This is a genomic window from Sphingomonas oleivorans (genome assembly GCF_003050615.1).
GTDB classification, from domain to species: domain Bacteria; phylum Pseudomonadota; class Alphaproteobacteria; order Sphingomonadales; family Sphingomonadaceae; genus Sphingomonas_H; species Sphingomonas_H oleivorans.
The window spans coordinates 348840-362906 of sequence record NZ_NWBU01000004.1; the positions used below are offsets into that span (position 1 = coordinate 348840).

The 14067-nt window shown below is 65.4% G+C and carries 16 protein-coding genes; 6 read left to right on the forward strand and 10 right to left on the reverse strand.

Going from position 1 to position 14067, the window contains the following annotated elements; genetic code table 11:
• Positions 1-16: 16 nt before the first annotated feature.
• The 8 genes from grxD to CLG96_RS01800 form a co-directional block, all read right to left on the reverse strand.
• Positions 17-352 (reverse strand): Grx4 family monothiol glutaredoxin, encoded by a 336-nt coding sequence (grxD, locus tag CLG96_RS01765; protein ID WP_107966129.1) that lies wholly within the window; start codon positions 350-352, stop codon positions 17-19.
• Complete coding sequence (locus tag CLG96_RS01770) at positions 349-597, reverse strand: BolA family protein (protein WP_107966130.1); 249 nt, start codon at positions 595-597, stop codon at positions 349-351. The genes grxD and CLG96_RS01770 overlap by 4 nt, the downstream gene beginning before the upstream one ends.
• A gap of 13 nt (positions 598-610) precedes the next feature.
• On the reverse strand, positions 611-934 hold the full coding sequence (locus CLG96_RS01775) for a DUF1476 domain-containing protein (protein ID WP_107966131.1): 324 nt from the start codon (positions 932-934) through the stop codon (positions 611-613).
• A gap of 106 nt (positions 935-1040) precedes the next feature.
• The gene (gene leuD / locus CLG96_RS01780) at positions 1041-1619 is read right to left on the reverse strand and encodes a 3-isopropylmalate dehydratase small subunit (RefSeq protein ID WP_107966132.1); all 579 of its coding nucleotides are present in this window, start codon (positions 1617-1619) and stop codon (positions 1041-1043) included.
• Between the two features lie 4 nt (positions 1620-1623).
• The gene (gene leuC, locus CLG96_RS01785; RefSeq protein WP_107966133.1) at positions 1624-3060 is read right to left on the reverse strand and encodes a 3-isopropylmalate dehydratase large subunit; all 1437 of its coding nucleotides are present in this window, start codon (positions 3058-3060) and stop codon (positions 1624-1626) included.
• A 16-nt stretch (positions 3061-3076) separates the two neighbouring features.
• Positions 3077-4420: a serine hydrolase domain-containing protein gene (locus CLG96_RS01790; RefSeq protein WP_165799477.1), complete on the reverse strand. Its 1344-nt coding sequence runs from the start codon at positions 4418-4420 to the stop codon at positions 3077-3079.
• A 157-nt stretch (positions 4421-4577) separates the two neighbouring features.
• Positions 4578-5213 carry a 3-oxoacid CoA-transferase subunit B gene (locus tag CLG96_RS01795; protein WP_107966135.1) on the reverse strand — a complete coding sequence of 212 codons (636 nt, stop codon included), beginning with the start codon at positions 5211-5213 and terminating at the stop codon, positions 4578-4580.
• Complete coding sequence (locus CLG96_RS01800; protein WP_107966136.1) at positions 5213-5923, reverse strand: CoA transferase subunit A; 711 nt, start codon at positions 5921-5923, stop codon at positions 5213-5215. The genes CLG96_RS01795 and CLG96_RS01800 overlap by 1 nt, the downstream gene beginning before the upstream one ends.
• 110 nt (positions 5924-6033) lie before the next feature.
• Between CLG96_RS01800 and murI the strand changes: the two genes are divergently transcribed.
• Positions 6034-6831: a glutamate racemase gene (murI, locus tag CLG96_RS01805; RefSeq protein WP_107966137.1), complete on the forward strand. Its 798-nt coding sequence runs from the start codon at positions 6034-6036 to the stop codon at positions 6829-6831.
• A 150-nt stretch (positions 6832-6981) separates the two neighbouring features.
• On the forward strand, positions 6982-8196 hold the full coding sequence (gene hemA, locus CLG96_RS01810) for a 5-aminolevulinate synthase (protein ID WP_107966138.1): 1215 nt from the start codon (positions 6982-6984) through the stop codon (positions 8194-8196).
• A 129-nt stretch (positions 8197-8325) separates the two neighbouring features.
• Here hemA and CLG96_RS01815 read toward each other — a convergent pair whose 3' ends face one another.
• Both CLG96_RS01815 and CLG96_RS01820 read right to left on the reverse strand, forming a co-directional pair.
• On the reverse strand, positions 8326-10137 hold the full coding sequence (locus CLG96_RS01815) for a glucan ABC transporter ATP-binding protein/ permease (protein WP_107966139.1): 1812 nt from the start codon (positions 10135-10137) through the stop codon (positions 8326-8328).
• Positions 10138-10521: 384 nt separating this feature from the next.
• The gene (locus CLG96_RS01820) at positions 10522-10989 is read right to left on the reverse strand and encodes a hypothetical protein (protein ID WP_133175314.1); all 468 of its coding nucleotides are present in this window, start codon (positions 10987-10989) and stop codon (positions 10522-10524) included.
• Between the two features lie 100 nt (positions 10990-11089).
• Here CLG96_RS01820 and rpiB point away from each other — a divergent pair, with 100 nt between their 5' ends.
• From rpiB to CLG96_RS01840, 4 genes are read left to right on the forward strand one after another with little or no spacing between them, the layout of a single operon-like run.
• Complete coding sequence (rpiB, locus tag CLG96_RS01825) at positions 11090-11548, forward strand: ribose 5-phosphate isomerase B (RefSeq protein ID WP_107966141.1); 459 nt, start codon at positions 11090-11092, stop codon at positions 11546-11548.
• Positions 11545-12858, forward strand: a complete 1314-nt coding sequence (gene glyA, locus CLG96_RS01830; RefSeq protein WP_107966142.1) for a serine hydroxymethyltransferase — start codon at positions 11545-11547, stop codon at positions 12856-12858. Before rpiB ends, glyA begins: the two co-directional genes overlap by 4 nt.
• Positions 12859-13320 carry a transcriptional regulator NrdR gene (gene nrdR, locus CLG96_RS01835; RefSeq protein WP_107966143.1) on the forward strand — a complete coding sequence of 154 codons (462 nt, stop codon included), beginning with the start codon at positions 12859-12861 and terminating at the stop codon, positions 13318-13320.
• Positions 13317-14030 carry an RNA methyltransferase gene (locus CLG96_RS01840; protein ID WP_107966144.1) on the forward strand — a complete coding sequence of 238 codons (714 nt, stop codon included), beginning with the start codon at positions 13317-13319 and terminating at the stop codon, positions 14028-14030. The genes nrdR and CLG96_RS01840 overlap by 4 nt, the downstream gene beginning before the upstream one ends.
• The last annotated feature ends 37 nt before the right edge of the window (positions 14031-14067 follow it).

The window sequence follows — 14067 nt, forward strand, 5'->3', positions numbered from 1 at the left end:
ACGAGCCAAAACCGGGTCAGGCGCCCGCCCGGGCGATGCCCTTCTGATCGAGCAGCTCGATCAGCTCACCGGCCTCATACATCTCCATCATGATGTCCGATCCGCCGATGAACTCGCCCTTCACATAGAGCTGGGGAATGGTCGGCCAATCCGAATATTCCTTGATGCCCTGGCGGATCGCCTGATCCTGCAGCACGTCGATCGTCTGATATTCGACGCCGAGATGATCGAGGATCGCTACCGCCCGGCTGGAAAAGCCGCATTGCGGGAAGAGCGGAGTGCCCTTCATGAAGAGCAGCACCTCCGCCGATTTGACGGCCGCCGCGATGCGGGCCTGTGCGTCGTCGCTCATTTGGTCTTTCCTTGATCAGGTGTCGCCGTGGTCAATTGCAATGCGTGGAGAACGCCGCCCATCCGCCCGCCCAGCGCCTCATAAACGCGCTGATGCTGGCGCACGCGGGGCAGCCCCCGGAAAGTTTCGCTGACGACGCGCGCCGCATAATGATCGCCATCGCCCGCGAGATCGGTAATCTCTATCTCGGCATCGGGGATCGCCGCCCGAATCATCGCCTCGATTTCATCGGCCGCCATCGGCATGGGGGCGCTTTCCTTATTTCGCCTCGAGGAGCTGGCGGCGCGCCTCGACCGTCTTTTCCTGGAGCGTCGCACGGATGCGCGCCTCATTGATGTCGACGCCGGCCGAGACGAGGTCTCCCAAAAGCTTGCGGATCACATCCTCGTCGCCGGCTTCCTCGAAATCGGCCTGGACGACCGCCTTAGCATAAGCGTCCGTCTCCTCCGCCGTCAGGCCCATCAGCGCCGCCGCCCAGGTGCCGATCAGCCGATTGCGCCGGGCGATGATGCGGAAGGCCATTTCCTGATCCTGCGCGAACTTATTCTCGAACGCGCGCTCGCGATCGTCGAAAGTGGTCATCTGCTGGTCCCTGTACCCACTGGCGGTTTCGATCCAGATAGGCGGGCCCGCCGCGCTGCGCAACGGCGGTCCTCCAATGGGGTCGACAAGCTTTGCTTTGATGCGGCTAGAGCCAGGGCCGATCGGCCGCGATCCGCGTCTCATAGGCGGCGATATCGCGGTCCATGGCGAGCGTCAGACCGATCTCGTCGAGGCCGTTCATCAGGCAATTGCGGCGGAACGGGTCCATCTCGAACTCGAACCGATCCTGGAAGGGCGTCGTGACCGTCAGGCTCTCCAGATCGACCGTGACCGGATGATCCTTCGCCACCTCCAGCAGCCGATCGACCGCGGCTTGGGGCAGGACGACGGCGACGATGCCGTTCTTGAAGGCATTGCCGGAGAAGATGTCGGAGAAGGACGGCGCGATCACCGCCTTCACGCCCATGTCGTTGAGCGCCCAGGCGGCATGTTCGCGGCTCGATCCGCAGCCGAAATTATCGCCCGCGATCAGGATCGGCGAGCCAGCATAGGCCGGGTCCTCGAACACATTGCCGGGCTCGGCGCGCACCGTCTCGAACGCGCCCTTGCCGAGGCCGGCGCGCGAGATGGTCTTGAGATAATGGGCCGGGATGATGACGTCCGTATCGACATTCTTGCGGCCGAACGGATAGGCCGAACCCTCGACCCGGGTGATCGCTTCCATATCCTTACTCCGCCGTCATCAGGTCGCGCACATCGGTGAGCCTGCCCGTCACCGCCGCCGCCGCCGCCATTGCGGGCGAAAGCAGGTGGGTGCGCGCGCCCGGCCCCTGCCGGCCGACGAAATTGCGGTTGGAAGTCGATGCGCAGCGCTCGCCCGGCGGCACCTTGTCCGGATTCATGGCGAGGCACATGGAACAGCCGGGCTCGCGCCACTGGAATCCGGCCTCGATGAAAATCCGGTCCAGCCCCTCGGCCTCGGCCTGGCGCTTGACGAGGCCCGATCCAGGCACGACCAGCGCCTGGCGGACATTGTCGGCCACCTTGCGCCCCCTGGCGACCGCGGCCGCCGCGCGCAGATCCTCGATACGGCTGTTGGTGCAGGATCCGATGAAGATATTCTCCACCGCCACATCCTGCATCCGCGTGCCCGGCTCCAGGCCCATATAGTCGAGCGACTTGCGCGCCGCGATCCGCTTGGCGGGATCGGCGAAGCTTTCCGGATCGGGCACGATGCCGGTGATCGGCACCACATCTTCCGGGCTGGTGCCCCAGGTCAGGCTGGGCGCGATGTCGGTGGCGTCGAGCGTCACCACCCGATCATAGACGGCGCCCGGATCGGTCGGCAGCGTCTTCCACCAGGCCACCGCGCGTTCCCACTCCTCGCCCTTGGGCGCCATCGGCCGCCCCTTGAGATAGGCATAGGTCGTCTCGTCGGGCGCGATGAGCCCCGCCCGGGCGCCGCCCTCGATCGACATGTTGGAGATGGTCAGCCGGCCCTCGATCGACATGTCGCGAATCACCGATCCGGTATATTCGATGACATAGCCGGTGCCGCCCGCCGCGCCGATCTTGCCGATGATCGCGAGGATCACGTCCTTCGCGCTGACGCCGAAGCCCAGCGTGCCGTCGATGCACACCTCCATTGTCTTCGATTGCTTGAGCAGCAGCGTCTGCGTCGCGAGCACATGCTCGACCTCGGACGTGCCGATGCCGAAGGCGAGCGCGCCGAGCGCGCCATGCGCCGAGGTGTGGCTGTCGCCACAGACCAGCGTCGTGCCCGGCAGGGTGAAGCCCTGTTCCGGCCCGACGACATGGACGATGCCCTGCTCGGGCGCGATCGCGTCGATATAATGGATGCCGAAGGACGGCGCATTGAGCTGGAGCGCGGCAAGCTGCTGCGCCGACTCGGGATCCGCGATCGGCACGCGGCTGCCATCCGGATTCAACCGCCGGGTGGTCGGCAGATTATGGTCGGGCACCGCGAGCGTCAGGTCCGGCCGCCGCACCTTGCGACCGGCGGCGCGAAGCCCCTCGAAAGCCTGCGGGCTGGTGACTTCATGGACCAGATGACGATCGATATAGATCAGGCAGGTGCCGTCATCCCTGCGCTCGACGACATGCGCGTCCCAGATCTTTTCGTAAAGGGTACGGGGTTTAGTCATGCGCGGCGCAATAATGCTAATGCCGCTTTCCGTCCAGTTGCAGCCAATCTTTCGCTGGAAGCCCATAGAGCATATCGAAAATTTCCAGCGGCAGGCCCGCCGGCCGGCTGGTCGAGCTGTTCCACAGCATCGCCACCCCGCTGCGCCGTTCCGGATCGAACAGGATCAGCGACCGATAGCCCGAAACCGCGCCGCGATGGCCGATCAGCCTGTGCCCCTGATACACGGAATCGCGCCAGCCCAGGCCATAGCTGGGCCGCTCCATGGCCAGATCATAATCGGCCATGCGCGAACGCGGCGTGGTGGTGAAGATGCGCGGCAGATGGATCGTCCACAGCACCGATTTGGGCAGCACCTTGGGCGCCTCGCCCATCTGCGCGCGCATCCACAGGCCGAGGTCGCGGATCGAGCTGTTCACCCCGCCGGCGGCCGGCACGCGATAATAGGCTTCCTTCACCTCAAGCACGTTGCGGCCCTGATGCGGCTTGGCCCAGCTCTTCGCTCCGATCAGCCCCTCGCGCGTCATGCTGGCGCTCTTCATGCCCAGCGGATCGAACAGCCGGGCCTTCACCACCGCGCCATAATCCTTGCCCGTCACCCGCTCGACGATCTCGCTCGCCGCATCATAGGCGACATTCTGATAAGTCCAGCAGGTGCCGGGCCGGCAATAGCGATCGAGCGAAGCGAGCATGCCGCGGATCGCATAGGGATCCTGATCCCCCTCCAGCCTGTCGTCATAGGCATTTTTGACGATGCCCAGCCGTTGCGAGAGCAGATCCGTGACGGTCGCTTCCTTCTCCATGCCATCGGGCAGGTGCAGCGAGGGCGCATGGGCGGCAACGGAATCGCCGAGTGACAGCTTTTTCTCGGCGGCGAGCTCCGCCAGCATCGTGCTCGCCACGCCCTTGGAAACCGATGCCCAGCGGAAGACGGTATCGGGCGTCACGGGCTCGGCGCCGCCGGCCACGGTCGTGCCATAGCCCTTCAGGAAGCGGAACGCGCCATTCTCGATGACGACGATGCCCAGCCCCACCATCTCATTGCGCGCCATCAGCGCCTTCAGCCGGGCATCGATCCGCCTGTAATCAATGTCGGACGACGTGCTGGAAACAGCCGCCACTTGGGACACATCGGCAGGCGGGGGCACGGCCAGCGGGCGCTCCAGCGGAGGTCCGGCCTTGCCGAGCACCGCACGTTCGGGCGCGGCATTGCGCAGCGCATGATAGCGGCCGATCACGAGCACGCCGACGACCAGCAACAGCGCGATACCGATTTCGGCCAGGATCCCGAATGGAAAGCCGCGTCCGCCATGGCGGCGTCCCCGGGAATCGGTAACGGGAAATCGGTATGGAGCTGTCACGATAAGCCGATCGCTAGGACGCGGAAGGGCGTCATATCGCGATCCTAGTCCGGCAGTTCCACACCGCAAAATCGACTCGCCGCACATCCGAGTCGGGTCATCGCAGGATCGTCCGGCGGGCGCCCATCCCGCCGGACAGGAAATCAGCCCCCGTAAATCAACTCTCGTAATGCGCCGTCGTCTTGGCGGCCACCTCCTCGGCCGTCACGCCCGGCGCAAGCTCGGTCAGGCGGAAGGGCGAGCCATGATCTGGCCGCTGGAACACGGCCAGATCGGTGATGATCATGTCGACGACATTCTGCCCGGTCAGCGGGAGCGTGCAGGCCGGGATGAACTTGGGCGAGCCGTCCTTGGCGTTATGCTCCATGACGACGATGATCTTCTTAACGCCCGCGACGAGATCCATCGCCCCGCCCATGCCCTTCACCATCTTGCCGGGGATCATCCAGTTGGCGATGTCGCCGCCTTCGGACACTTCCATCGCGCCCAGCACGGTCAGGTCGATATGGCCGCCGCGGATCATCGCGAAGCTGTCCGAGCTGGAAAAATAGCTGGAAGAGGGCAGCTCGGAGATGGTCTGCTTGCCGGCATTGATAAGGTCGGGATCCACCTCATCCTCATAGGGAAAGGGCCCGATGCCGAGCATGCCATTCTCGCTCTGGAGCGTGACGGTGATCCCTTCCGGGATATTATTCGCCACCAGCGTCGGAATGCCGATGCCGAGATTGACGTAGAAGCCGTCCTTCAGCTCCTTCGCGGCGCGCGCCGCCATCTGGTTGCGGTCCCACGGCATCAGGCGGCCTCCCTCTGGCGAACGGTGCGGAACTCGATCTTCTTGTCGTAGGGCGCGCCCATTATGAGCCGCTTCACATAGATTCCGGGCACATGGACGCAATCCGGGTCGAGGCTGCCGACAGGCACGATCTCCTCCACCTCGGCGACGGTCATCCTGCTTGCAGTGGCCATGGGCTGGTTGAAGTTGCGGGCTGTCTTGCGGAAGATCAGATTTCCCGCCTCGTCCGCCTTCCAGCCCTTGATGATCGAAAGATCCGCGACGATCCCGCGCTCCAGCACATAGGTCTCGCCGTCAAATTCCTTGGTTTCCTTGCCTTCGGCCACGATCGTGCCGACGCCCGTCTTGGTATAGAAGCCGGGAATGCCCGCCCCACCCGCGCGACACCGTTCGGCGAGCGTGCCCTGGGGGCAGAATTCCACCTCGATCTCGCCGGCCAAATATTGCCGCTCGAACTCCTTATTCTCGCCGACATAGCTGGCGATCACCTTGGCGATCTGGTGCGAGCGGAGCAGCTTGCCGAGGCCCACCCCGTCAATGCCGCAATTGTTCGAAACGACGGTGAGATTGCGGACGCCCGAGGCCTCGATCGCGTCGATCAGCCGCTCGGGGATGCCGCACAGGCCGAAGCCGCCCGAACAGATCGTCATGCCCTCGAACAACAGCCCTTCGAGTGCGGACGCGGCATCCGCATAGATCTTGTCCATCATGCCCTCTCCCTCGACTTGAATTGCGATTCAGATAGGCGCCCCCACCATATCAGGTCAATCGGTGCGGGTCGCCGTTTGCAGGCGGCGCGATGCGCGGTAACAGGCGGGTGATGAGCGATACGAGACCCGTCCTGCTGTTCGACTCCGGGGTCGGCGGCCTTTCCGTCCTTGCACCGGTGCGCGCGCTGCTGCCGCAGGCGCCGATCGTCTATGTCGCGGACAATGGCGGCTTTCCCTATGGCACCAAGAGCGAGGCGGAAATCGCCGCGCGCGTGCCCGCGCTGCTCGGCCGGCTGGCGGAACGCTATGCCCCCCGGCTGATCGTGATCGCCTGCAATACCGCCTCCACCATCGCGCTGCCGGCCGTCCGCGCCGCGCTCGACCTGCCGATCGTCGGCACGGTACCGGCAATCAAGCCGGCGGCACTGATGTCGAAGAGCCGGGTGATCGGCGTGCTCGGCACCAACGCCACGGTGCGCCAGCCCTATGTCGATAATCTCTCCGCCGAGTTCGCGGCCGACTGCACCGTGCTGCGCCACGGATCGGCGCCGCTGGTGGAACTGGCCGAGGCGCATCTGCGCGGGGAGGAGACCGACCTTGCCGACTATGCCGCGGCGCTCGCCGGGCTGTTCGACCAGCCGGGCGGGAAGCGGATGGATATGGTGGTACTTGCCTGCACCCATTTCCCGCTGGTGGAGGACAAGCTCAGGGCGGCGAGCCCCCGGCCGCTGACCTTTGTCGATGGCGGCCCCGGCATCGCGCGGCGAGTGGCCTATCTGACGGAGGGGCAGTCATGGCCCGAGGCGCCGGGCGAGGGCCTTGCCGTCTTCACCGCGCCGACCGGGATAAGCGAAGGGTTGAGAAGCTCGTTACGACGCTTCGGCCTTGGTCGGGTGGAGATGCTCTGATCGCCTAAGCCGATCATGCCCGCGGTGAATTCCGGTTTTTGCCGATCGGGCGACCGCTTTATGCTATGCTCATTGCGAACCGTTCGCGCTGGCCTTTGCTGACATGGATCAGTAAAAGCCGCCGCGAAATTGCTCCCGGGAGTGAGCCAGTTGGACTATCAGCGCGTCTTCGCCCAGGCGATCGACCGGCTTCATGCCGAAGGACGCTATCGCGTTTTCATCGATATATTGCGCAACAAGGGCATGTTCCCCAATGCGCGCTGCTTCGCGGGGCATAACGGACCGAAGCCGATCACCGTCTGGTGCTCGAACGACTATCTCGCCATGGGCCAGCATCCCGCGGTGATCTCGGCGATGGAAGAGGCGCTGCACGATGTGGGCGCCGGATCGGGCGGCACGCGCAATATCGGCGGCAACACCCATTATCATATCGATCTGGAAGCCGAGCTGGCCGACCTTCACGGCAAGGAAGCGGCGCTGCTCTTCACCTCGGGCTATGTTTCGAACGAGGCGACCTTGGCGACGCTCGCCAAGGTGCTGCCGGGCTGCATCATCTTCTCCGACCAGTTGAACCACGCCTCGATGATCGCGGGCATCCGCAATTCGGGCTGCGAGAAGCGCGTCTTCCGCCACAATGATGTGGAGCATCTGGAAGAGCTGCTGAAGGAGGCCGATCCGGACGCGCCCAAGCTGATCGCATTCGAAAGCGTCTATTCGATGGACGGGGACGTGGCGCCGATCGAGGCCTTTTGCGACCTCGCCGACAAATATAACGCCATCACCTATCTGGACGAAGTCCATGCCGTCGGCATGTACGGCCCCCGCGGCGGCGGCATTTCCGACCGCGATGCGATCGCCCACCGGCTGACGATCATCGAGGGCACGCTGGGCAAGGCGTTCGGCGTGATGGGCGGCTATATCGCGGCCGACCGCACGATCATCGACGTGATCCGCAGCTATGCGCCCGGCTTCATCTTCACCACCTCGCTCTCCCCCGTGCTGGTCGCGGGCGCGCTGGCGAGCGTGCGCCACCTCAAGGCATCGTCCGAGGAGCGCGATGCGCAGCAGGCCGCCGCGTCCACGCTCAAGCACCTGTTCGCCGAGGCTGGCCTGCCGGTGATGCCTTCCACCACGCATATCGTGCCGCTGCTGGTGGGCGATCCGGTGAAGGCCAAGCGGGTGAGCGATATCCTCCTTGCCGAATATGGCGTCTATGTGCAGCCGATAAACTTCCCCACCGTGCCGCGCGGCACGGAACGGCTGCGCTTCACCCCCGGCCCGTCGCACACGGAAGCGATGATGCGCGAGCTGACCCAGGCGCTGGTCGAAATCTGGGACCGGATGGAAATGAAGCTGGCCGCCTGAGCCGGCGTGCGGAAGCAGGCAGCGCGATCGAGGCGCCGCCTGCTCCGGGCATAGGGGCGACTTTCAGCCGATTAACAAGCCGTCATCCCTGCGCAGGAAGAGATGACGGCTTGGATAGGGCGAGCGGCTTCAGGCCCGACGCGACAGGGAGCGGCCGAGCGGCGCCGCATCGTCATTGGCGACGGACGGGATCATGCCGCCGTCGCGGACGAGCCGGGCGAACATGCCGCCCTGCTCCACCAGCTCGTCAAAGCCTCCCTGCTCCACGATCCGGCCCGCATCGAGGACGATGATCCGGTCGGCCGAGCGGATGGTGGACAGGCGGTGCGCGATGACGAAGGTCGTCCGGCCGCGACGCAGGCGGTCGAGGCTCTCCTGAAGCCTGGCCTCGGTCGCCACGTCGAGCGCCGAGGTGGCTTCGTCCAGCAGCAGGATCGGCGCATCCTTCAGGAGCGCGCGCGCAATCGCGATACGCTGCCGCTCGCCGCCCGATAGCCCCTGCCCCCTGTCGCCGACCGCGCTCGAAAAGCCACCCTCCTTGCGCATGATGAAGTCATAGGCGCCGGCGATGCGCGCCGCCTCCTCTATCTGCTCGGCCGTGGCATCCGGTCTGCCCATGGCGATATTCTCCGCGATCGTGCGGTTGAACAGGCCGGCCTCCTGAAAGACCACGCCGGTGGCGGCGCGCAACGATGCCAGCGTCACGTCCCGAATGTCCCGACCATCGACGAGGATGCGGCCATGTTGGGGATCGAAGGCGCGCTGGAGCAGACCCAGCGCGGTCGACTTTCCCGATCCGGTCGGCCCCACGATCGCGACCGTCTCGCCCGGCTTCGCCTCGAAATTCAGGTCGCGGATCGCGCCCGAGCCGGTCGGATAGCGGAAGCTGACATTTTCGAACACGACATGGCCCCGCTCGACGCGCAGCGGTGCGGCGTCCGGACGCTCCACTATGTGCGACTCATGGTCCAGTATCTCGAAAAACTGCGCCAGCGACGGTCTCCGCATGAACATGTTCATCACGAAGCTGGTGAACTGATCGAGACGGCCGATCAGCAGCGTCGCGAAGCCGACGAAGGCGACGATGTCGCCGAGCGACGCCAGGCCGCGCGATACCAGCATCGCGCCGACCGCGAAGATGGCGACGATCGAGATTGACGAGGCGCCGCGCGTCAGCACCGCCACAAGCGCCCACCAGTTGAGCACGGGATATTGCGCCGCCAATAGCTGCTGGAGCGAGCCGCGGATCGAGCGAAGCTCACCCGGCACCGCCAGAAAACTCTGGAGCACGGGTACATTGCCGAACAGATCGCCGACATGGCCGGAAATGTCGGTAAAATGATTTTCGACCTGCGCCTGACGGCCGGAGGTACGGCGCATCACGCCCAGATTGATCACCGTATAGACGGCCATCAGCGCGAGGAGGACGAGCGCGAGCCGCCAGTTCATCCACAAGGCGACGGGCACGAGCGCGATCAGCGAAACGACATTGATCAACTGTTCCCGGAGCATGGGCAGCCACAGGCTGAAAAGCGTCTCGCAGCCGGAAATCATGATCCGCATCATCCGCCCGGAGCGCGCCGCGGTGTGGAAGGAGGGCGGCAAGGCCAGCAGATGCTCCACGAAACGCGCCATCGCGGCCAGCCGACGTCGATGCGCCATGCGGTCGGCCATCAGCGCGACGACCATGCCTGCGAGAAAGGCGGTAAGGCTCAATGCGCACCAGAGCGCGATGAAACCCAGCGAATTATGCCCTTGGGCGAGCGCATTGACCGCCTTGCCGAACAGGATCGGCTCGGCCACCTGCAGAAGCGCCACCATCGCGCCCGCACAGACGACCGCGAGCGCGGTGCCGCGTTCCGGGCGCAGCATGCCGATGGCGCGCATAAAGACATGCGAACCGCGTCGCGCACGCGACGCTGCGTTTTGTTTACCGGCCATGAGGAAAACCTCTTTTATGGCGTTGAGGGGGAGCGGGTGCGCCGGTTTCGGCCTTGAGCCTGTGGCGATTCGCGATCGCCAGAACCGGACGAGACTGGGATAGCAGCAATAAGGTTAACGTAAAGCAACGGGCGGGCGGCGCGGCACAGAGCGGCTGTGTTTCACCCCGGCCCGTCGCATGGGGAGCGCAATGAGGCATAAGCCAGCCCAAGATCGCCGCCCCTGCTCAGCTTCCCATCAAAGGGCTGTTTTGATGGGGGCCTCGAAGGCAGGGGCCTCTCTCCTCATGGGGCGGCCTTGGCGAAGAGAGATATGGATCCCTGCCTGCGCAGGGATGACGGACTGTAGAACTCCGGGGTGCGGCCATTCTAGACAGGCCCCGCCTCAATCCCGGCAATATCCCTCCACACCCTGCCGCACGATCAGGCAGTCCTTCTTCTCCGCCAGCCATTTGAAGCCCGTTTCCGCGCCCGTGCCGGCGCGTATCAGCTCCTCTCTGCCGGCGCGGAAAAGGCGGATGGCATTTCCCTCCGCCCGTCCCTCGAAGGTTGCTTCGTCATCCAGCGTATATCTGTTGCGGATCATATAGGTGCCGCCGCTCGGACCCGGCGCGATTTCGAGGAACAGCCCCTCCGGCCCGGTCCAGCGGCCGATCCAGTCATCCGTCACCGTGCCCGTCTGCGCCCGAGCAGCTCCGCCCGCGGCCGCGAATCCATTGGCCGATGTCGCCGTCTCACGCGCCAATAGGGCATTCGCCACCATCCCGCCCTGCGGGGCGCCGCCCCCTTCGTCCTGCATGCCGCAGGCGGCAAGCGCCGCCGAGGCCGCGACAGCCATGATCAGCTTCTTCATAGGATAGTCCTTCTTGAACGCGCCGCAGATCAAAGCCGGTGGCTTTCCGATGTTCCAGCGCCTAGTAGAGCCGCCATTCGACTCAGCGGGAAATTTCGTCATGGCCGATATCGTCGCCATCGCTTCCGATCATGCCGCCATCGAGCTCAAGGCGGCGCTCGTCCAATGGCTCGGCGAACAGGGCGTCGAAGTGCGCGACCTGGGGCCTGCCACGGCCGACTCCGTCGATTATCCCGATTATGGCTACAAGCTCGCCAACTATATCGCCTCGGGCCAGGCGACCAAGGGTGTCGCGCTGTGCGGATCGGGCATCGGCATTTCGATCGCGGTGAACCGCAATCCCGCCTGCCGCTGCGCGCTCGTTTCCGACGGGCTTTCGGCCCGGCTCGCGCGCGAGCATAATGATGCCAATGTGATCGCCATGGGCGCACGGCTGATCGGCGTGGACATGGCGCGCGATTGCCTCGCCGCATTCCTCGCCACCCCCTTCGCCGGCGGCCGCCATGAGCGGCGCATCGCCAAGCTTTCCTCCCCCAGCTTCGAAAAGGAGCCCGCATGAGCACGAATCCCGCCACGCTGAATGAAGTCCAGCCGGATGGTTTCTTCTCGCGCGGACTGGCTGAGGCCGATCCCGCCGTCTTCGCCGGCCTCCAGCAGGAGATCGCCCGCGAGAAGAAGCAGATCGAGCTGATCGCGTCCGAAAATATCGTCTCCAAGGCGGTGCTGGAGGCGCAGGGCTCGGTCTTCACCAACAAATATGCCGAGGGTTATCCAGGCAAGCGCTATTATCAGGGCTGCGCGCCGTCCGACGTGGTCGAGCAGCTCGCGATCGACCGCGCCAAGGAGTTGTTCGGCTGCAACTTCGCCAATGTGCAGCCCCATTCGGGCGCACAGGCCAATGGCGCGGTGATGCTGGCGCTGACCAAGCCGGGCGACACGATCATGGGCCTCAGCCTCGATGCCGGCGGGCATCTGACGCACGGCGCCAAGGCGTCGCTTTCGGGCAAATGGTATAATGCTGTGCAATATGGCGTGCGCGAGGACGATCATCTGATCGATTTCGATCAGGTCGAGCGGCTCGCCCGCGAACATAAGCCGAAGCTCATCATCACCGGCGGATCGGCCTATCCGCGCCACATCGACTTCGCCCGTTTCCGCAGGATCGCGGACGAGGTGGGCGCCTTCTTCATGGTCGACATGGCGCATTTCGCGGGCCTCGTCGCGGGCGGCGCGCACCCCACCCCCTTCGGCCACGCCCATGTCGTCACCACCACGACGCACAAGACGCTGCGCGGTCCGCGTGGCGGCATGGTGCTGACCGACGACGAGGCGATCGCGAAGAAGATCAACTCGGCAGTGTTCCCTGGCCTTCAGGGCGGGCCGCTGATGCATGTCATCGCCGCTAAAGCAGTGGCCTTCGGCGAGGCGCTCCAGCCCGAATTCAAGGTCTATGCGAAGGCCGTGGTCGAAAATGCCAAGGTGCTTGCGGCGCGGCTCAAGGAACGCGGGGCAGACATCGTCTCGGGCGGCACGGACACGCATCTGGCGCTGATCGACCTGCGCCCGCTCGGCATCACCGGAAAGGATGCGGACGAGGCGCTGGAGCGTTCGGGCATCACCTGCAACAAGAATGGCGTGCCCTTCGATCCGCTGCCGCCGGTCAAGACCAGCGGCATCCGCGTCGGCTCCCCCGCCGGCACGACGCGCGGCTTCGGCCCGGCCGAGTTCCGCGAAATTGGCGACCTGATCGCCGACGTGCTCGACGGTCTGCGCGCCAAGGGCGAACATGGCGACCCGGCGGTCGAGGCGAATGTGCGCGCCCGCGTCGAGGCGCTGTGCGACCGTTTCCCAATCTATCCGGAGCTGTGATTGCGCTGTCCCTTTTGTGCCCATGAAGACAGCCAGGTGAAGGATAGCCGTCCCTCCGAGGACGGCACCTCCATCCGCCGGCGCCGCCAGTGCGAAGGCTGCGGCGCGCGCTTCACCACCTTCGAGCGCGTGCAGCTGCGCGAGCTGACGGTGGTGAAGAAGGATGGCGCGCGCGAGCCGTTCGAGCGGACCAAGCTCGAACGCTCGATCGCCATCGCCTGTCGCAAGCGCCCCGTGCCGCCCGAGCGGATCGACCGGCTCGTCTCCGGCATCCAGCGCCAGCTCGAGACGAGCGGCGAGAGCGAGGTGGTGGCGACGCGCGTGGGCGAGATGGTGATGGACGGGCTGAAGGCGCTCGACAGCGTCGCCTACATACGCTTCGCCAGCGTCTATAAGGATTTCCGCGAGGCCAAGGATTTCGAGGATTTCGCCGGCGCGGTGGTGGAGGCGGGGCGCGAATGACGGCGCCCGTGATCGTCCTCGTGCGCCCGCAACTGGGCGAGAATATCGGCAAGGCCGCGCGCGCCATGCTCAATTTCGGGCTGACCGAGATGCGGCTCGTAGCGCCCCGCGACGGCTGGCCCAATCCGCAGGCGGGGCCGGCGGCGTCGGGCGCGGACATGGTGCTGGAAAAGGCGCAGGTCTTCGAGACGGTGGCGGACGCGATCGCGGACTGCAGCAACGTCTATGCGACGACGGTGCGCCGCCGCGGGCTGGTGAAGCCGGTAGTGACGCCCGAGGAAGCTGCGCGCGAGATCCATGCCGCGCCGGGGCGCTCGGCCATATTGTTCGGGCCGGAGCGGTCCGGGCTGGAAACGGACGATGTGGCAGTGGCGCGCGCGATCCTGACCGTGCCGATCAACCCCGAATTCGGCTCGCTCAACCTCGCCCAGGCGGTGATATTGGTGGCCTATGAATGGTCCAAGGGCCAGGCGCTGGCCCAGCCGACCTTGATCGAGGCCGATCCGCCCGCGCCACAGGCCGATCTCGACGGGCTGGTCGCGCATCTGGAAGGCATGCTGGAGGATGCGGGCTATTTCTTCCCGCCCGATCGCGTGCCCGCGACCAAGCGCACGCTGCGCTCCGTGCTCACGCGGCCGGGATGGAACGCGCAGGAAGTGCGCACGCTGCGCGGCGTGCTGAGCGCGCTGGGGAAGCCCCGGCCGCGCTGAACTTGGACATGATTTACCTTGGCCGCAACAAGGGCTA